Source organism: Streptomyces sp. HD (assembly GCF_028369295.1).
In the GTDB taxonomy this organism is placed as follows: Bacteria; Actinomycetota; Actinomycetes; order Streptomycetales; family Streptomycetaceae; genus Streptomyces.
In genome coordinates this window covers 124,688-143,961 of the sequence record NZ_JAQMYP010000010.1, presented here as the reverse complement: position 1 = coordinate 143,961, position 19,274 = coordinate 124,688, and the positions used below count along the sequence as shown (strand labels likewise).

Annotated in this window: 16 protein-coding genes; 11 read left to right on the top strand and 5 right to left on the bottom strand. The window is 69.3% G+C overall.

All coding sequences use genetic code 11. From position 1 onward, the window contains the following. Positions 1–14 precede the first annotated feature (14 nt). From POF73_RS12765 to POF73_RS12755, 3 genes are read right to left on the bottom strand one after another with little or no spacing between them, the layout of a single operon-like run. Complete coding sequence (locus tag POF73_RS12765) at positions 15–3,557, bottom strand: 5-oxoprolinase/urea amidolyase family protein (RefSeq protein WP_272114779.1); 3,543 nt, start codon at positions 3,555–3,557, stop codon at positions 15–17. Then, positions 3,554–4,201 (bottom strand): urea amidolyase associated protein UAAP2, encoded by a 648-nt coding sequence (locus tag POF73_RS12760; RefSeq protein WP_272114778.1) that lies wholly within the window; start codon positions 4,199–4,201, stop codon positions 3,554–3,556. The genes POF73_RS12765 and POF73_RS12760 overlap by 4 nt, the downstream gene beginning before the upstream one ends. Then, the gene (locus POF73_RS12755) at positions 4,198–5,022 is read right to left on the bottom strand and encodes an urea amidolyase associated protein UAAP1 (RefSeq protein WP_272114777.1); all 825 of its coding nucleotides are present in this window, start codon (positions 5,020–5,022) and stop codon (positions 4,198–4,200) included. Before POF73_RS12755 ends, POF73_RS12760 begins: the two co-directional genes overlap by 4 nt. 248 nt (positions 5,023–5,270) lie before the next feature. Between POF73_RS12755 and POF73_RS12750 the strand changes: the two genes are divergently transcribed. From POF73_RS12750 to POF73_RS12725, 6 genes are all read left to right on the top strand, one after another. Continuing rightward, positions 5,271–5,906, top strand: coding sequence for a TetR/AcrR family transcriptional regulator (locus POF73_RS12750; protein WP_272114776.1), 636 nt, complete (start codon positions 5,271–5,273; stop codon positions 5,904–5,906). Between the two features lie 298 nt (positions 5,907–6,204). After that, the gene (locus tag POF73_RS12745) at positions 6,205–7,797 is read left to right on the top strand and encodes a sensor histidine kinase (protein ID WP_272114775.1); all 1,593 of its coding nucleotides are present in this window, start codon (positions 6,205–6,207) and stop codon (positions 7,795–7,797) included. Continuing rightward, positions 7,794–8,201, top strand: a complete 408-nt coding sequence (locus POF73_RS12740) for a roadblock/LC7 domain-containing protein (protein WP_030946521.1) — start codon at positions 7,794–7,796, stop codon at positions 8,199–8,201. Before POF73_RS12745 ends, POF73_RS12740 begins: the two co-directional genes overlap by 4 nt. Beyond that, entirely contained in the window at positions 8,198–8,605 is a 408-nt protein-coding gene (locus POF73_RS12735) for a DUF742 domain-containing protein (RefSeq protein ID WP_272114774.1), read from the top strand. Before POF73_RS12740 ends, POF73_RS12735 begins: the two co-directional genes overlap by 4 nt. Next, a complete protein-coding gene (locus POF73_RS12730; RefSeq protein WP_272114773.1) occupies positions 8,586–9,206 on the top strand; it encodes a GTP-binding protein in 621 nt (206 codons plus the stop codon). The genes POF73_RS12735 and POF73_RS12730 overlap by 20 nt, the downstream gene beginning before the upstream one ends. A 118-nt stretch (positions 9,207–9,324) precedes the next feature. Then, on the top strand, positions 9,325–10,749 hold the full coding sequence (locus POF73_RS12725; RefSeq protein ID WP_272114772.1) for a cytochrome P450: 1,425 nt from the start codon (positions 9,325–9,327) through the stop codon (positions 10,747–10,749). Positions 10,750–10,768: 19 nt separating this feature from the next. Here the strand turns inward: POF73_RS12725 and POF73_RS12720 are convergent, their stop codons facing one another. Beyond that, positions 10,769–11,710 (bottom strand): RluA family pseudouridine synthase, encoded by a 942-nt coding sequence (locus POF73_RS12720; RefSeq protein WP_272114771.1) that lies wholly within the window; start codon positions 11,708–11,710, stop codon positions 10,769–10,771. Between the two features lie 650 nt (positions 11,711–12,360). Between POF73_RS12720 and POF73_RS12715 the strand changes: the two genes are divergently transcribed. Together POF73_RS12715 and POF73_RS12710 are read left to right on the top strand one after the other, a co-directional pair. Further along, on the top strand, positions 12,361–13,389 hold the full coding sequence (locus POF73_RS12715; protein WP_272114839.1) for a terpene synthase family protein: 1,029 nt from the start codon (positions 12,361–12,363) through the stop codon (positions 13,387–13,389). Positions 13,390–13,450: 61 nt separating this feature from the next. After that, complete coding sequence (locus tag POF73_RS12710) at positions 13,451–14,785, top strand: cytochrome P450 (protein ID WP_272114770.1); 1,335 nt, start codon at positions 13,451–13,453, stop codon at positions 14,783–14,785. 34 nt (positions 14,786–14,819) lie between these two features. Here the strand turns inward: POF73_RS12710 and POF73_RS12705 are convergent, their stop codons facing one another. Continuing rightward, entirely contained in the window at positions 14,820–16,373 is a 1,554-nt protein-coding gene (locus POF73_RS12705) for an amino acid permease (protein ID WP_272114769.1), read from the bottom strand. Between the two features lie 233 nt (positions 16,374–16,606). Here POF73_RS12705 and POF73_RS12700 point away from each other — a divergent pair, with 233 nt between their 5' ends. The 3 genes from POF73_RS12700 to POF73_RS12690 all read left to right on the top strand — a co-directional run bounded on the left by POF73_RS12700 (position 16,607) and on the right by POF73_RS12690 (position 19,210). Next, complete coding sequence (locus POF73_RS12700) at positions 16,607–17,230, top strand: PadR family transcriptional regulator (protein WP_272114768.1); 624 nt, start codon at positions 16,607–16,609, stop codon at positions 17,228–17,230. Between the two features lie 166 nt (positions 17,231–17,396). Further along, the gene (locus POF73_RS12695) at positions 17,397–18,437 is read left to right on the top strand and encodes an ATP-binding cassette domain-containing protein (protein ID WP_272114767.1); all 1,041 of its coding nucleotides are present in this window, start codon (positions 17,397–17,399) and stop codon (positions 18,435–18,437) included. Further along, positions 18,434–19,210, top strand: coding sequence for an ABC transporter permease (locus POF73_RS12690; RefSeq protein ID WP_272114765.1), 777 nt, complete (start codon positions 18,434–18,436; stop codon positions 19,208–19,210). Before POF73_RS12695 ends, POF73_RS12690 begins: the two co-directional genes overlap by 4 nt. Positions 19,211–19,274: the final 64 nt, after the last annotated feature.

Genomic DNA, 19,274 nt, shown 5'->3' with positions numbered 1-19,274 from the left:
GTGCTCCTTGACTGTCAACTCACGGATCCGGCAGGGGAGTCGGTGGCCGGCGAGAGGACCACCAGGGGCGTCCCCGCCTCGACCTGATCGCCGGGCCCGACCAGGACCTCCACGACCACGCCGGTCACCGGCGCGTGCACCCTGGACTCCATCTTCATCGCCTCCAGGGCGAGCAGCGGCTGTCCGGCCGCCACCTCGTCACCCGGCCGGACGCTCAGCTGCCAGACGGACGCCGCGAACTCGGCCTCGACCAGCCGCCCGCCGACCGGGACGGTCACCTCCACCGCGGGTGCGATCGGTGCCGTCTGCTCCTCCGCCCGGGCGAACTCGCCGGCCGCCTCCCAGGCGTCCCGCTCCGCCGAGAAGGCGGCCCGCTGCCGGGCCCGGAACTTCGCGATCGACCCGGCGTTCTCGGCCAGGAAGGCCTGGTACCGGGCGAGCGAGAAGGTGCCCTCCTCGATGCGCGGCACAAAGCGCCCGGACTTGATGTCCGCCCGCAGCTCCAGCAGCTCCTCGGCGTCCACCGGGTACCACCGGATCCGGTCGAAGAACCGCAGCAGCCAGGGCGACCCCGGCTCGAACGCCCCGCGCTGCTGCCACGCCGACCACACCTGGGTCGTACGGCCCACGAACTGGTAGCCCCCGGGGCCCTCCATGCCGTAGATGCACAGATAGGCGCCGCCGATGCCGACCGAGTTCTCCGCGGTCCAGGTGCGCGCCGGGTTGTACTTGGTGGTCACCAGACGGTGCCGTGGGTCCAGCGGGGTCGCCACCGGGGCGCCCAGGTAGACGTCGCCCAGCCCCAGGACCAGGTACTCCGCGTCGAAGACCGTGCGGTACACGTCCTCGACCGATGCGAGGCCGTTGACGCGGCGGATGAACTCGATGTTCCAGGGGCACCAGGGCGCGTCGTCGCGCACGCCGGCCATGTAGCGGGCGATGGCCTCGCGGGTGGCCGGGTCGTCCCAGGACAGGGGGAGGTGGATGGTGCGGGAGGGGACGACGAGTTCGTCGGTGGGCGGCAGGGAGGCCACCGTCTCCCGTACTTCGGCGAGGAGTTCGTGCTGGGGCAGCCTGCGCGGGTCCGTCTGGATCTGCAGGGAGCGGATGCCCGGGGTGAGGTCGGTGATCCCGTCCAGGTCCGTCTCGGTGACCGCCTCCATCAGCGCGTGGACGCGCATCCGCAGCGCCAGGTCCAGCTGCATCGGCCCGAACTCGACCAGCAGGTTGTCGTCCCCGCTGCGGCGGTACGTCACATCGCCGTCCCGGGCCAGCACACCGCCGTCGACGATCGCCGGGCGCGGCGATCCGTCGACCCGCACGGGCCGGAACCGCACCCGGTCGCCCGGCCGCAGCTGCCCCAGTTTCCAGCGCTCCTCGCTGATCACCGTCGCCGGGCACACGAACCCGCCCAGCGACGGGCCGTCCGGGCCGAGCAGCACCGGCATGTCCCCGGTGTAGTCGACGGCGCCGACGGAGTACGGCGTGTCATGGATGTTGGACGGGTGCAGACCCGCCTCACCGCCGTCGGCGCGTGCCCAGCGCGGCCGTGGGCCGACGAGCCGAATGCCGGTCCGGGCGGAGTTGAAGTGGACCTTCCAGTCGGCGGCGTAGAAGTCGCGGATGTCGGCCTCGGTGAAGAACTCCGGTGCGGCGTGCGGTCCTTCGGCCGCCCCGACGTGCCATACGGCGCCGAAGGACGGGCGGTCCGGCAGCGGAACCGGCGTCCCCTCGGTGACCGTCCCGCCGTGCAGTACGTCGCCGGGCCGCAGCGCACGTCCGCCGTGCCCGCCGAACCGGCCGAGCGTGAAGGTGCTCGCACTGCCCAGGAAGGCGGGGACGTCGAGGCCGCCGGCGACGAGGACGTACGTGCGCAGGCCGTGCTCGGCCGGTGGTCCGACCTCCAGTACGGCCCCGGCCGGCACTGTCACCGGTTCCCACTGAGGCACCGCCGTACCGTCGGCGGTGACCGCAGCCGGGGCGCCGGTCACGCACACGGTGGTGGGGTGCGTGAACCTCAACGTCGGTCCCTGGAGCGTGCATTCGAGCCCCGGCGCGCCCTCGTGATTGCCGAGCGCCCGGTTGCCGAGCCGGAAGGACAGATCGTCCATCGGGCCGCAGGGGGGCACGCCGACCTGCCAGTGGCCGGTGCGGCCGGGCCAGTCCTGCACGGTGGTGAGGGTGCCGCCGGAGACGACCTCGATACGGGGCGTCGGGTCGGTCACGGTCGCGAGGGTAGCCGTCGAGTGGGCGGCCTCGCGGAAATCCCGGTCGGTCAGTGCTGCCCGCACCAGGCCTAGGTTCGTCTCGATGCCGTCGACACGGGTGCGGGCCAGCGCCTCGTCCAGCCGCTGAAGCGCGTGCGCGCGGTCGGGGCCGTACGCGATGATCTTCGCGAGCAGTGGGTCGTACGACGTCGTCACCTCGGTGCCCGTCTCGACCCAGCCGTCGACCCGTATCCCGCTCGGGAACTCCACCCTCGTCAACAGGCCCGCGCCGGGCCGGTGTTCGCGTGACGGGTCCTCGGCGTAGAGGCGGGCCTCGACGGCGTGGCCGCGCGGGGCGCCGGGGGCGCGGACGACGTCGCGTTCGCCACGGGCCAGGCGGAGCATCCAGGCGACCAGGTCGACGCCGTAGATTTCCTCGGTGACCGGGTGCTCGACCTGGAGGCGGGTGTTGACCTCCAGGAAGTACGCCTCCTCGCGGGCGGCGTCGTACACGAACTCGACGGTGCCCGCGGAGCGGTAGTCGACGGAGGCGCACAAGTCGCGGGCGCAGGAGGTCAGTTGGTCGCGTACCTGTGGGGGGAGTCCGGGTGCGGGGGCCTCCTCCACGACCTTCTGGTGGCGCCGTTGCAGGGTGCAGTCCCGGTCGCCGAAGGTGACGACCGTGCCCTCGCCGTCGCCGAAGACCTGCACCTCGACATGGCGGGCACGCTCGACCAGCCGCTCCAGGAAGACACCTGACGAGGAGTCGGCGGAGAAGGCGGCGGCCGCCATCCGCCGCACCCGCTCCCAGGCCGCGGTCAGTTCATCGGCGGACCGGCAGGCCGACAAGCCGATACCGCCCCCGCCCCCGGTCGCCTTCAGCATGACGGGATAGCCGATGACCCGGGCCGCTTCGAGTGCCTCGGCGAGCGAACCCAGCAGACCCGTCCCCGGCGCCAGCGGCACGCCCGCCGCCTGCGCTGCGGCCCGCGCCGTGTGCTTGGCGCCGAACAGCTCCAGATGCCCGGGCGTCGGTCCGACGAACACGATCCCGGCGTCCTCGCAGCGCCGGGCGAACGCCGCGTCCTCGGACAGGAAGCCGTAACCCGGATGGATCGCACCGGCCCCGCTGTCCTTGGCCGCCCTGAGCACCAGGTCCGCGTCGAGATACGACTCCTTCGCGGGCGCCGGGCCGAGCCGTACCGCCTTGTCGGCGAGCCGGACGTGGGGTGCCGAGCGGTCCGGGTCGGAGTGGACCGCCACCGTGCGCAGGCCCAGTTCACGGGCCGTGCGGATGATCCGGACGGCGATCTCGCCCCGGTTGGCGACGAGCAGCGTGCCGAAGCTCATGCGCCGCCCGCCTCGCCCGGCCGGCCCGCCGCGGCTCCGGCGCCCGGCTCCGTGATCGTCATCTGCACGGCCGTCGGGTCGAATCCGTTGCAGGGGTTGTTGATCTGCGGACAGTTGGAGACGAGGACGAGGACGTCGCGCTCGGCGCGCAGGGTCAGCGACAGCCCCGGCGCCGAGATGCCGTCGACGATGCCGAGGGTGCCGTCCTTCTCGACCGGCACGTTCATGTACCAGTTGACGTTGGAGACGAGATCGCGCTTGCCCAGGCCGTACTTGGCGCCCTCGGCGAGGAAGTTGTCCACGCACGCGTGCTGCGACCAGGTGTGATGGCCGTACCGAAGGGTGTTCGACTCCTTGGAGCAGGCACCGCCGACGGTGTCGTGCCGGCCGACCTCGTCGGCGACGACCGTCATCAGCGGGGTGTGCTCGTTGGACATCAGCACACTTCCCGACGTGAGGAAGATGCCGCCCTGCGCGTGGATCGTGTCGGGGGCGCTGTAGCGGACCGACGTGTCGTGGGCGTCGTACACGAGGAAGTCGACGGCCTGGTTGCCGTGCAGGTCGGCGATGGCCAGGGTCGCGCCGGTCCGGATCACGGACGACCAGGCGGCACGGGCGGGAACGACGGTGGTGGTCCTGCTCATGCGATCCCCCTCGCGGCGAGGTGTTCGGAGGTGTTCAGGAAGGCACGGCGGCCCTCGGGCGTGGCCTCCCACAGGGGGTCCTCGGGTCCGGTCGGCGCCGCACGCCAGGCGAGCACCTCCAGCGGGGTGCTGACGTACTCGGGCCGGGGGTCGGCCGGATGCGGCACATTGGCGATCAGCACGGTCACGTCCTGCTCGGCGCGCAGGGTCACGCTGCCGCCGGGACCGGCCGATCCGGTGAAGTCGAGGGTGCCGTCCTCGCGTACCTCCACGCCCTGGAAGAAGGACAGCGACGGAGGCAGGTCCCGGGGCTCCAGGCCGTTCTTCGCGGCGGCCACCTTGAACAGCTCGCGGCCCGCGGGGGAGGAGGAGTGCGGGGTGCCGTCGCCGTAGCGCCCGGTGTTGCGTACGAGGGTGGAGGTGCCGCACAGCGCGTCGTGCCGCCCGGAGGTGTCGGCCACCACGGAGGCGAGGACGCGGCCCTGGTCCGACAGCAGCAGACGGCCCTCGCCCAGGTAGGCGTTCCACTGCACCTTCACCGTGTCGGCGACGTTCAGCCGCTCCCAGGGGCGGTCGGCCGCGTACAGCAGCAGATGCGCGCAGGCGTCGCCGCGCGGATCGGTCAGCCGCAGCTCCGTGCCGCGGGCCAGCACCTTGTGCGTGTAGTTGCCGCCCGCCACCGTCTCGGCCCACACCAGATGCTCCGCCGCACACGGCGGCTCGGGCCAGTCCCGGGCGGGTACGACGGGCATCGTCTCGGCCCGGCTTCCCTCCTGGGCGCGGGCGTGGTCGCGGGCTCCGTGAGTGGTCTCTGTCGCCATGCGCGGGACCTCCGGCTCGGGTGTCGTCGGGTGTCGGTCTCCGGGTCCTTTTCTGTCGCTCGACAGAAATTAGGGGTGGGGTGGATCGGGGGGATTGCCGGGGTGTTGCCGAGCGGTTACCGGGGCGCCCGCTGCCTACCCGGCCCCCGCCGCCTTCACGCAAGTCGCAGGTCCCGCACGGCGGCGCCGCCCGCCACCCGAGCCGTCGCGAAGATCGCCGTACGCCCCGGTGTGCGAGGATCGAACCCATGGGTACGTCAGGTGGGCCGGGAAGCCGACGGGTCGGCCGGCCGCGGGTCGCCCGGCGGCCCGACAGCGGGCTGGAGCCGCGTGCCGAACTCCTCGCGGCCGCCGCCGAGTTGTTCACCACCCGGGGCTACTCCGCCACCACCACCCGCGCCGTCGCCGAGCGCGCGGGCATGCGCCAGGCGTCGATGTACCACTACGTCTCCGGCAAGGAGGAACTCCTCGCCGAACTCCTGGAGTCCACGGTCACGCCCTCGCTCGCGTACGCCCGTGAGCTCCTCGCCGACGACACGACCCCGGCCGAGGAGCGGCTGCGAAAGCTGTGCCGCGCCGACGTGGAGCTGCTGTGCGCCGGACCGCACAACCTCGGCGGGCTGTACCTGCTGCCCGAGGTGCGCGCCGAACGATTCGCCGGCTTCCATGCCGTGCGCGCCGAACTCAAGGACGCCTACCGCCAGTTGCTCGCCGCCACGGCCGCGGGCGGCGCGCTCGCGAAGGGCGAGCTGGATCTGCGTACGGATCTGGTCTTCGGGCTGATCGAGAGCGTCATCCTCGTCCACCGCTCCGATCCGGAGCGCCCGGTGTCCGTGTTCGCCGAGGCGACGGCGGACGCGGCGCTGCGCATCGCCGGAATCTGAACGTTCTCACCCGTCACGGTGAGTGTCTTTCGCACGTCCGCACGCCGTAACGCGCCGTGTTCGAATGTATGCCAAGCGTATAAATGGAGCCGAGGGTACTACTGGCGCGCACCCCATTTCAGGTGCTTGCTGAATATGACACGGCGATGATCCGGTCGGACTAAGCTCGCCCGCAGCGCGCCGAGTTGAGGCGTATTCGTGCGCTTGTTCCCAAACATGCAGAAGATTCCGACATACCCATGAAGTACCCCGCTGCAAGCTCCGCCTACACCCACCCGATTCATTTCAGAGGGCCCACATGGTGAGCGTTCAATCCCCGACCCGTCGCCGTGAACTTCCGTACGCGCGCGTCCTGTTGCTGCCCGCCATAGTGATGGCCGCGGCAACCGGAGCCGCCGTCGCCGTAGTGACGGAGCCGGCTCGGACGGCCGTCGGCGTGTGCGGTGCCGTGGCCTTGCTGCTGGTGCTGGCATCCGCGGCCGAAGCGGTGCGTCGCGGCCGCGTACTGCGGGACCTGCGGGCCGAACACGCCCGTCACACCGCGTATCTGGAACGGCGCGTCGCCGCCCACGACGAGGAGATGACCCGGCTCGCCACGGAGATCACCCCCGCCGCGATCCACCGGCTGCGCTGTGGCGCTTCACCCTATGAGGTGATGCGCGACCTCGGTGAGATCGACCCGTCGTACACCCGCCTCTCCCGGGTGCAGCTCGGGTTGGTGGAGTCGATGCTCGACATCGTCGACCACGAGGAGGCCCTGCGCGACTCCGCCCAGCGCTCCTTCGTCAACATCGCCCGCCGGGTCCAGTCGATCGTCCACCAACAGGCCGTGGAACTGAGGGAGATGGAGGAGGACCACGGCCGTAACCCCGAGGTCTTCGACGACCTCCTGCGCATCGACCACGGCACCATGCTGATCGGCCGCCTCGCCGACTCCATCTCCGTTCTCGGCGGCGGTCGGCCGGGCCGGCAGTGGCCCGAACCCGTCCCGCTGTACAGCGTGCTGCGCGGCGCCATGTCCCGGATCCTGGAGTACCGCCGGATCAGCTTGGACTCCATCGCCAAGGTCAACATCGCCGGCGTCTCCGTCGAGCCGATCATCCACGCCGCGGCCGAACTCCTCGACAACGCCACCCGCTATTCGCCGCCGCAGACCAAGGTGCACGTCACCGCCACCGAGGTGCAGACCGGTGTGGCGATCGAGATCGAGGACGCCGGCGTCAGCCTCAGCGAGGAGGCCCGCGCCAGGGTCGAGGGCATGCTCGAACAGGCCAAGCAGGGCACCGACCTCCAGGACCTCGGCGAGTCCCCGCGCCTGGGCCTGGCCGTCGTCGGCCGTCTGTGCACCGCCTTCGACATGCAGGTCTCACTGCGGTCCTCCGCGTACGGCGGCGTGCGTGCCGTCCTCGTGGTGCCGCGCGACATGATGACCACCGACCCCGCGCCCGGACTCGCCCATGGCATCGGCGCCGGGTCGGCACCCAAGGCCGACGACCCCGACGCGCTCGAAGGTCCCAAGCGCGCCCCCAAGAAGCGCCGTCCCACCAGCCCGAAGCTCCCTGCCGCGGTCTCCCTGGAGGACGACGTCCCCGTCGTCACCGAATGGACCGCCAACGGGCTGCCGCAGCGCCGCAGCCGGGTCAAGACGCCGCTCAGCAAGCGGCTCGCCGAGCAGGCGGCCATCGAGCAGGCCGAACGCGAGGGCCGGCCCACCATCTGGTCGTCGCGCAATGCCGAGCCCGAGCCCGAGCCGGCGGAGGACGAGCCCGTACCCGGAGCCTGGGTCGAGGCGTTCTGGAACGGGCTCAAGGACAAGCCCGACCCGCTCACTCTCAAACCGCGAACCCAACCGGCCCGCCCCGAGGCCGATGACGAGGGGGACCTCAAGTGATCCAGCAGCGCGCCAACTTCGACTGGATGCTCAAGGAGCTCCACGACGGCGTACCGGGCATCCAGATGATCGTGGTGCTCTCCGCCGACGGACTGCGCATTGCCCGGTACGGCGGCGATCCGGACACCGCCGACCGCGTCGCCGCGGCCTGCGCCGGCCTGCAGAGCCTGGCGAGCGCCGTCGCCTCGGAGATCCCGAAGAGCGACGGCAAGATGAAGATGGTCCTGATCGAGATCAATGGCGGCTACTTCTATCTGATGGCCGCCGGCGCCAACGCCTATCTCGCCGTGCTGTCCGACACGTTCGCCGAACCCGGGCGGATGAGCAACCGCATGTCCGACCTCGTCGCCCGCATCGGCGCCCACCTCACCAGTCCGCCCCGCCGCAACGGGCAGACCGTATGACTCCTCCGCAACGCCAGCGGCGATTCCCGAAGGAACAACCGCCCCTGCCACCGCCCGCCGCCAAGCCCGGGGAGCAGAAGCAACCGGAACGGCTCTTCGTGGTGGCCGGCCCGGACGGCGGCGAGCGTGACGGCGACATCGACCTCGTCACGTTAATCGTGGCGCGCGCCGACCCCCCGCCTTCCGCCACCCCGGAGCAGTCGGCGCTGCTCCGGCTCTGTACCGCCCCTCTGTCCGTGGTCGAGCTCTCGGCCTATCTCAACCTGCCGTTCAGCATGATGACGGTCCTGCTCACCGACATGCTGACGGCCGGACTGGTGACGGCGCGCGCCCCGATCGTGCGCCAGGCCGTCGCCGACCGTTCACTTCTCGAAGCGGTGATGCATGGACTTCAAAGGCTCTGAGATCATTCCCGGTCCACGGACCGAGGACCAGCTGCCGCACACGGCCGAGGCCGCGGTCAAGATCGTGATCGTGGGCGGCTTCGGTGTCGGCAAGACGACCATGGTCGGCTCGGTCAGTGAGATCAGGCCACTGACCACCGAAGAGACCATGACGCAGGCCGGCATCGGCGTCGACGACAACTTCGGCTCGGACACCAAGACGGCCACCACCGTCGCGATGGACTTCGGCCGCATCAGCATCACCGAGCAGCTCGTGCTGTACCTCTTCGGCACCCCCGGTCAGGAACGCTTCTGGTTCCTGTGGAACGGGCTGTTCGAGGGTGCGCTGGGTGCGGTGGTGCTGGTCGACACCCGCCGCCTGGAGGTCAGCTTCGACGTCATTGGACGGCTGGAGGAGTGCGGAGTGCCCTTCGTGGTCGCCGTCAACACCTTCCCGGACGCGCCTCGTTACGCCCTCTCCGAACTCCGTACGGCACTCGACCTGCCCGAGGAGATCCCCATCGTGGAAGTCGACTGTCGCCGCCGGGCCTCCAGCCGCGACGTCCTGATGACCCTCATGCACTTCCTGCATGCCCTGGCGACGTCGAAGGCTCCCGCGTGAGCCACGCACCGACCGAGCCGAACCCCCTCACCTCTTTTCTGCACACCGGAACCACTTCAGCTTCGGAGCGACCATCGTGACGCCTGAATCTCTCTTCCCGACCGGTACGGGTGAGCCCATGGCCACCCCGCCCCCCGGCTGCCCCGCGCACGGCATCGTCCCCGGTGGGCTGCGCCGGCTGTACGGCCCCGACGCGGAGGACCTGGGGGACGTGTACGAGAAGCTCCGTGCCGAGCACGGCACCGTGGCTCCCGCACTGCTGCACGAGGACGTGCCCATCTGGGTGGTGCTCGGCCACGCCGAGAACCTGCACACGGTGCGTACTCCCTCGCAGTTCTCCCGTGACACCCGGTTGTGGACCGCCCTGCAGGACGGCACGATCAAGCCCGACCACCCGCTCATGCCGATCTTCGCCTGGCAGCCCATCTGCTGCCATGCCGAGGGCGACGAGCACCTGCGGCTGCGCGGCGCGGTCACCGGCGCCATGTCGACCATCGACCACCGGGGTATCCGCCGCTACATCAACCGCGCGACCCAGGACCTCGTCAACAGGTTCTGCGAGGAGGGCAGGGCCGATCTGGTCAGCCAGTTCGCCGAGCATCTGCCGATGGCGGTGATGTGCGAGATCCTCGGCATGCCGGACGAATACAACGACCGGATCGTGCAGGCCGCCCGCGACATGCTCAAGGGCACCGAGACCGCCATCGCCAGCAACGCGTACGTCATGGATGTCCTGATGCGGCTCACCGTCAGCCGCCGGGCCGAACCCAAGGAAGACTTCACCAGCCACCTGATCAACCACCCGGCGCGCCTCACCGACGAGGAGGTTGGCCAGCACCTGCGCGTCGTCCTGATCGTCTCGTACGAGGCCACCGCCAACCTGCTCGCCAACGTACTGCGAGTGGTACTCACCGACCCGCGGTTCCGCGCCCAGCTCAAGGGCGGCGAGATGACGGTGCCCGAGGCGGTCGAGCAGTCCCTGTGGGACGAGCCGCCGTTCAGCTCCATCTTTCCCTACGTCGCCAAGCAGGAGACCGAACTGGGCGGCCAGCGCATCCGCAAGGGCGACGGTCTCCTCTTCGGCATCGCGCCGGGCAATGTGGACCCGCGAGTCCGCCCCGACCTCAAGGCCAACATGCAGGGCAACCGCTCGCACCTCGCCTTCGGCGGCGGCCCTCACGAGTGCCCGGGCCAGGACATCGGCCGCGCCATCGCCGACGTCGGCGTGGACGCGCTGCTGACCCGACTCCCGGATGCCCAACTCGCCTGCGAGGAGCACGAGCTGCGCTGGCGGTCCTCCATCATGAACCGGCACCTGGTGGAACTGCCGGTCAAGTTCGCGCCCAAGCCCCAGCAGGACGTCATGCAGCGCCCCTCCATCAACCCTGCGACGCAGCAGCGCGCGACCAACTGGCAGGCCAGCTCGCCGCAGCCACAGCCCACGGCTGCGGAGCCCGCTGCTCCGACGCAGGCGGCGATGCCCGAACCGGCCCGTCGGCCGGGCGTGTTCCGGCGCCTCCTGCGCTGGTGGCGCGGCGACTGAGCCGACCGGGGCACCGGGGCTACTTGGCCCACTCCTCGTACGACGACCAGGCCCGCAGCACACGCGGGCTGACGAACCGGTGCTCGTGCCCCGTGACCGGATCGGTGAACTCCAGCATCCGCGCCAGCAGTTGAAGCGGACGCCGGAAGTCACCGGCCGCCACGGGGCCGGTCACCACCGGATACAGGGGATCGCCGAGGATCGGCACTCCCAAGGCGCTCATGTGCACCCTCAGCTGGTGCGTCTGCCCGGTATGCGGTGTCAACCGGTATCGGGCACGCCCGTTCCGGTGTTCCAGCGACTCGACCCGGCTGACGGCGTTCGGCTCGCCCTCGACCTCGCGGGCCGCCAGCACCCCGCGCTCCTTGACGATCCGGCTGCGCACGGTGCGCGGCAGGCCCAGTGCGGGGTCGTACGGGGCCACTGCCTCATACTCCTTCGCCACCCGCTTGTCGCTGAACAGCGTCTGGTAGGTGCCGCGCTCCTCGGGCCGCACGGTGAACATGACCAGCCCGGCCGTCAGCCGGTCCAGCCGGTGCGCGGCGCCGAGCGTCGGGATGCCCAACTGCCGCCGCAGCCTGGCCAGTGCTGTTTCGGTCACGTGGCTACCGCGCGGGGTGGTGGCCAGAAAGTGCGGCTTGTCGGCCACCACCAGGTGCTCGTCCCGGTACAGGACATCGATCTCGAACGGCACCTGCTCCTCGTCGGGCAGCTCCCGGTGGAACCAGACATACATACCCGGCACGTACGCCATGTCCCGCGGCACCGGACGCCCGGCGGCGTCCACGATCTGCCCCGCGTCGAGCATTTCGTCGATCACCCCGGCCCGGGCCGCGAGCCGCATCACGAGGTGATCGCGCACGGTCGCCCACGCGTCCTCGGCCGGCAATCGCACACGCACGGGATCCACCCCTTCGCGCTGGGGCAGGGGAGAGGGCGGGGGCGGAGTTCGGCGGCTCATCACGATCAAGCGTACGGGGCGCATTCCGCCTCCGGACCGAGTGCCACAGGCTCCGGCGCACGAGCACGTTGACCGGTGCGTGCGGTAAACCGACTGTTCGATGTGCTTACGCGACCGCCATTGTGCCCCTACGCGCCCCCACTCGATCGCTTGTCCCGTGCGGCGGGCCTGCGTCTACTGGGAGTGGTCCGCGCCGCTCCATGGTCTTGCAAGTGCCGTTGTTCCGATGACGTGGACCTCGTGGGAGCCGCCATGGCCACCGCTCAGCTGTCAGTCTGCCCTCTCGACGCGCCGTTCTCGCCCGTCGGCGGCGGCTGGATTCGTCCGATGCCGTGTGTCCCGGGGCCGGCACACCGCCGGCGGACGTTGCCTCTCAGCCCGTTACCGGGCTCACAGGAGTCAAAAGCGTTCACGACTCGATCGATGGTGCCCACTTCCGGTGCGGACTCAACTGCGATGTGATTGAAGGGCGTACCGCCGAAGGCGGCACGTACGGTTCGCGCCATCACAGAAGGGGAAGCCATGCCTCCGCTCGTCCCGTCGTCGCCGACCGGGGCACACGCTTCTCGCTGTGAGCGCTGGCAATCCGACCGAAACTCATCCGCCTTAGCAACTCCGGCGCCATAGACCTGGAGGACCTGGTGCTCGCCATGATCCCGACGTATCCGGAGCCCAACCGCCCGACCGTAAGCCCGTACACCCAGAAGATCGAGGAGTACGTCCGCTCAGTCGGGGAGAGCCTCGGGCTGACAGAGACGCAGGGCGGCCGGGAGCGGTTGGAGGCAGGCTACGGGCATTTTGTCGCCTGGACCTATCCGGAAGCCTCTTTCCGAGATCTATGCCTTTGCGCGGACTGGCTTTTCGTCACCTTCATCCTGGACGATCTGCACACGTTGAAGGTCTACGACGCCCCGGGAGCCTGGGCTCCGGTCCACCGACGTCTGATGGAAATCATCAACACCGGAGAAGATCCTGCCCCCGCACGAGAACGGACTCCCTTCACCGAGGCGCTCACAGATCTTTCCATCCGCACCGCTGAAAGACTCTCCCCGGCGCTTCGCGGAAGGCTGAACCGGCACCTGGATCTTTTCTTCCAAGGGTTCGCCGAGGAATCCGAGAACCGGTTCCGTGGCACTCCTCCGGGGATCGAAAGCTTTACTCAGACCAGGCGATTGTCCGTGGGCATGGAGTTCGGCTTCGATCTGGTTGAACTCAGCCTGGAAACCGAAGTGCCCGCGGACGTTTACGAGACAGGGCTCTTCCGGGAGATCATCGAGGCCGCGAGCGATGTAGTCGCCTGGCAGAATGACTTGCATTCGGTTCACCTGGACAACAAGCGTGGCGATTTCCACAACGTTGTCATCGTAATGCAGCATGCCGCTGGAATCTCGCTGCAGGAAGCCATCGAATCGGCTGTTGCCAAGCTTCGGAGGCGTGTGGCCGACTTCCTGGCCGCCGAGGAGCAGCTCTTGCCCTTCCTGGCGAGTCGTGGCGTGCCACCCCGCATCCGTGAAGAGATCCTGAAGGTCACTGCCGGAATGCGGCAGTGGACCAATGGGTGCCTGGAGTGGTACGGGAACACCACCCGTTACAGAATCCCCGCAACCTCAGGCGAGTCGGATCAACAGCATGCTCATCTGGAGATGCTGCTTCCGAGTCAGGTGCGTGCTTCGGCGTAAGCGGGGTTGACCAGTGAGCAATCCCCGGCTTTCTGGATCGACAAGAAGGGCCAAATACACCATGGCAACGGACCATACAGGCATCACGCACGCTCCAGGGGCACTGCCGATCGTCGGGCATCTGGTTCCCCTGCTCCGTGACCCGCTGCGTTTCCTGAACACCCTCCCCTCGTACGGTGATCTGGTGCAGATACGGTTAGGTCCACAAAGGGCCGTCGTGGTCTGCCGACCCGAGCTCGTCCAGCAAGTTCTCCTGCACGACCGCACGTACGACAAGGGCGGGCCCATCATCGAACGCATTGGAAATGCCCTCGGAGACGGCCTTGCATCGTGCCCCCACAGTGCCCACCGGCGACAGCGACGCAGCGTGCAGCCGGCCTTCTCCCGTACTTGCCTGCGTGAATACGCCGCCATCATGACCGAGGAAATCGACGCGCTCACCAGCAGCTGGAGCGGCGGACAAACCATTGGTGTGGACGCGCAGATGTACACCCTCGCGAGTGACACCATCGCTCGAACGCTGTTCACGGCCGAAGCCGCGGGACCCGCCGTGGAGACCGTCAAGGAATGTCTGCCGGACATCTTCCGGGGCATCTATCAGCAGGCTGTCTTCCCGCCTTTGCTGCGCCGTCTGCCCCTCCCGTCGAACTTGCGATACGAGCGGGCTCGCAACCGAGCATGGGCCGCTGTCAGCAAGACCATCAGCTTGTACCGGCAAGACGGTGAGACCCATGGCGATGTGCTGTCGATGCTCCTCAAGACGCAGGACGACACGGGAGGAGGCCTCAGCGACGACGAGATCCACGCTCAGATCATGACCCTGCTCGTCGCCGGCATCGAATCCACCGCAGTGGCTCTGACCTGGGCTACGCATCTCCTGTGCCAACACCCCGATGTCCAAGAGCGGTTGCGCACCGAAACGGCCGATGTGCTGGGCACCCGAACCGCCACTTGGGAAGATCTCCCCCGGCTCGACCTGGCACGCCGGGTCATCACCGAGACACTGCGTATCTACCCTCCCGGATGGATCTTGACTCGAACGACCACGACCGAATCCCGGCTGGCGGACGCGGTGATCCCCCCCGACACCACCCTCATCTACAGCCCGTATCTCATCCACCACGATGCACGATTCAATCCGCGCCCCAGCGCCTTCGATCCCGACCGGTGGCTTCCCGAGCAGCAACAGGTGCGCGGCGCTTTCATTCCGTTCGGCGGAGGGGCGCGCAAGTGCATAGGCGACAACTATGCGCTGATCTTGGCCACAATGGCCCTGTCCACGATCGTGGCCCGATGGCGGCTCTCGCACGCCGACCTTCAACGGCCGCACATCGAACCCCGTGTGACCCTGAATCCTCACAAGCTCCAGGTTCGAGTGTCCGGAGGGAGCATCTGACCGTCTTGAAGAGGCTGCGGAACCGTGAAGGGGTTCAACCGCGCCTCGGCGGAAGAACCCCCTCCGGCGCCGAGCGCGCCCGTCGTGTCCTCCACAGCCGGTACAGGACCCCACCCCCGACCGTGACCAGCAAGAACAACACCGTGAACCACTGGAAGTACCAATGCCCACCCGCCGGGTCATACACCGCAGCCCGCGGCCACGCGAGGTTGACGGTCATGGCAAGGCCGTACAGCAGTGCAAGGGCATTGACCGGAACACCCCACCGCCCGAGGGAGAACAGCCGGGCGCCCGTCTCGTCGGTGCCCTCGGCGGCGAAGCGGCCGCGCAGACGGGCCACCAACAGCGGGCCGGTGACCATCGCGTACGCCAGGTACAGCATCACGATGCAGGTCGTGCCGATGGCCAGGAACGCCTCCGGTGAGGCGAAGTTGAGCAGCAGCAGGGCCGCCGCGAGGACACCGACCACCAGGGCGGGCGCGTTGGGCATGCCGGTGCGCGGGGATACCTTCGCCAGGCGGTGGGAGAAGGGCAGTTGGCCGTCGCGGGCCATCGAGAACAGCATCCGGCAGGCGGCCGTCTGGATGGCGAGGGTCGCCACCGTGATCGCCACCACCACGTCGGCCAGCAGTGCGCGGCCCAGACCGTCGCCCAGGCTGCTCGTCAGGACGTAGCTCAGCCCGTCGACCGCCAGCCGGCCGTCCGTGAGGCTGGGCGCGGCGAGCAGCCCGCCGAGCACGAGCAGTCCGCCGAGCAGACCGGCCGCGCCCAGCGCGGTCAGGATCGTGCGGGGCGCGGTGCGGCGCGGGTTGTGTGTCTCCTCGCTCATCTCGCCCGCGCTGTCGAAGCCGATCATCACGTACGCCGCGGTGAACGAGCCGACCAGCAGCGCCCCCAACAGACCTGACTGGGCAGCGCCTTCGGTGTGGAAGGTGATGCCGGGGGAGCGCTCGGAGTGGGTCAGCAGCAGCGTGATGATCAGGACCGCGCCGATGATCTCGGCGGTCACCCCCACCCGGTTGACCAGCGACAGCACCCGGTTGTCCAGGAGGTTCACGAGCGTGGTGAGGGCCAGCAGGATCACCCCGAGCAGCGCCGCGTTGGCCGCGCCGTCCGCCGAGGTGGGTGCGGGGTCGGTGCCGATCAGCTGGAAGCCGGACCACAGTGCGGGAAGCACCATCTGGAGTGCCAGCGCTGCCGCCGCGACCACCACGATCTGCCCGATCACCATGATCCAGCCGGCGAACCAGCCGAAGGTGACGTTCGACAGCCGCGAGGACCACTGGTAGATCGCGCCCGAGATCGGATAGCGCGCGGCCAGCTCAGCGAAGCACAGGGCCACCAGCAACTGCCCGACGAGCACGGCCGGCCAGGCCCAGAAGAAGACGGGGCCGCCGAACGCGTACCCGAAGGCGAAGAACTGGAAGACGGTCGTCAGGACGGAGATGAAGGAGAAGCCCGCCGCGAACGACGCGTACCGGCCGAGGCTGCGGTGCAGTTCCTGGCGGTACCCGAATCCGGCGAGGGCGCGCTCGTCAGGGTCCAGCGGCGGGTCGGGGCGAGGGGCGGCGGGGGCGGTGCTCGTCATAGCGGCAACCTGCTTTCGCACAGCGGCGCGAGGGTTCCTGTCGGGCGACAGAAATTAGGGAGGGGCTGTTTCGTTCGCATGACGTGCCCATGTCTGGGGTGGGCCGAGGTCCTCACGGTGGATGTCGCAGGGGTCTTGTGGCAACCCGTATTCGAGATACATCGTGTCTCTTGACGCTTCGGAGTGAGTCGCGATATGTTCGGCTACGGATATTCGGAAGCGAGGTGGTCACCATGGCGGGGAAGCGCCGCAAGCTCACCAACCCGCTGGCGCTCGCCGTGATGACGACCCTCTGGCAGAAGCCGATGCATCCCTATGAGATCGCCCAGACCTTGCGCAGCCAGGGCAAGGACACCAGCACGAAGATCAACTACGGCTCGCTCTACACGGTCGTGCAGAACCTTGAGAAGCACGGCTTCGTCGAGGTGACCGGTGTGGAACGCCAGGGCAACCGCCCCGAGCGCACGATCTACGGGCTCACCGAGGCCGGGCGCGAGGAGATGGCCGAGTGGCTGTCCGACCTGCTCGCCGTCCCGGCGAAGGAGTACCCGATCTTCGAGACGGCGCTCTCACTGATGGCGGCGCTCCCTCCCGACGAGGTGGTGCGGCTGTTGGAGATGCGGCTGAGTTCGCTGGAGGTGCAGGTGGCGAGCGGCCGGGGCGTGCTGGAGAAGCTCTGCGAGACGCTGCCACGTCTCTTCCTCGTCGAGGTCGAGTACCAACTGCACATGGTCGAGGCGCAGGCGGAGTGGGTCCGCGGCTTCCTCGACGAGACCAGGAAGGGCGAGCTGCCAGGCGTCGAGGCGTGGCGGCGCTTCCACGAGACGGGGGAGCTGCCGGCCGAGTTCACGACATGAGAAAGACCCCGGCGGGGCTGTTGCAGCAGCTCCACCGGGGTCTCGAACCCCGAAACGGATCCGCCGTGCGGCAGAAACCGGGTCATCGAGGTGCGGCACACCCAGGATAGCCCGGTGCTGCTCACGCGGAACGATCACGAGTCCGCTCATCAGGAGAGCAGTCGTCATGAGTACCAGTACCAGTAGCAGGGCCACCCGTGCGCCCGCGGTCGAGGCACGTCAACTCATCAAAACCTACGGCGAGGTGACCGCCCTCAACGGCATGGACATCACCGTCGAGCCGGGCACCGTCTTCGGCCTCCTCGGCCCCAACGGTGCCGGAAAGTCCACCACCGTCAAGATCCTCACCACCCTGGCCCGGCCCGACTCGGGCTCGGCCACCGTCGCCGGCCACGACGTGCTGAGCCGGCCGGACCGGGTGCGCCGCGCGATCGGTGTGGTCGCCCAGAGTTCCGGCGCCGACCCGGTCGCCACCGGCCGCGAGAACCTCCTACTCCAGGGCAGGCTCTACGGCTTGGGCCGCGCCGACCTCGGACGTCGTGTCGCCGAGCTGCTCGACCGCTTCCGGCTCACCGACGCCGCCGACCGCCCCGTCAAGGGCTACTCCGGCGGGATGCGCCGCCGCCTCGACGTCGCCCTCGGCCTGGTGCACCGCCCCGAGGTGCTCTTCCTCGACGAGCCCACCACCGGCCTCGACCCCGAGACCCGGGCCACGATGTGGGACGAGATCGGGCGGCTGGCCGGTGAGGACGGCATGACCGTCCTGCTCACCACGCACTATCTGGAGGAGGCCGACCGGCTCGCCGAGCGCATCGCCATCGTCGACCGCGGCCGGATCGTCGTGGCGGGCACCCCGGACTCGCTCAAGGGCGAACTCCGCGGCGACGCCGTCCATGTGGAACTGCGCGGCGCCATCGGTGAAGCGGGCCGCACACTGCTCAAGGGCGCCCTCGGCGGGCTGCCTGGAGTGCACGAGGTGCTGGTCGACGGGCGCCGCGTCAGCGTCCGCGCCGACGAAGGAGCCGCCGCGATGCCCGCGCTCCTCGCCGCGCTCGCCCACGCCGGGGTCGGCGTCGCCACCGCTACCGTCGCCCGCCCGTCCCTGGACGACGTCTACCTCCGTTACGCCGGCCGCCGCTACTCGGAGGCCGAAGAAGCCGCCAGTGCCGAGGACCGCGTCCTCGCCGGGACCGGGGGTGCGCGATGAGCACCGCGGTCACCCAGACCTGGTACATGACGCAGCGTCAACTCATGGTGTTCGCACGGCAGCCCGCATACGCGATCATCACCCTGATCCAGCCGGTGATCTGGCTGTTCCTGTTCGGCAGCCTCTTCAGGAAGGTCGTCGAGCTCGGCGGCTTCGGCACCACCTCCTACCTCGACTACCTGGTGCCGGGCGTGGTGGTGATGAGCGCCCTCAGCTCCAACATGTGGGCGGGGATGGCCACCTTGGACGAGATCCAGCGGGGCACCCTCGACCGCTTCCTGACCACGCCGGTCAGCCGGGCCGCCCTGATGAACGGCAACGTCGTCAACAACGGCCTGGTCACCGCCCTGCAGTCGGTCGTGATCGTGCTGCTCGGCCTGCTCGGCGGCGCCGACTACCCGGGTGGCATCGGCGGCATAGTCGTCCTGGTCCTGGCCGCGGTCCTGCTCGGGACGATCTTCGGGGCGCTGTCCAACGCGCTGGGCATGCTGGTGCGGGAGCGTGAGTCGATCATCGGCATCAACACCTTCCTGCTGCTGCCGCTGACCTTCCTGTCCTCCGCCTTCATGGCGCCGTCGCAGATGCCCGACTGGATACGGCGCGTCGCCGACTTCAACCCGCTCAACTGGGCGATGGTCGCGGGCCGTTCGGCGATGTCCGCCCAGCCCGACTGGGGTGACGTGCTCATCCGGGGTGGCGGCCTGCTGGCGCTGGCGGTCGCTGCGGTATGGCTGTCCATCCGGACGTTCCGCTCCTACCAGCGGTCGGTGTGAGCGGCCGGGTGCGGTGTAAGGGGAGTACTCGGGCGAGGTGAAGGGGGAGCGCCCGGGCGCAGTA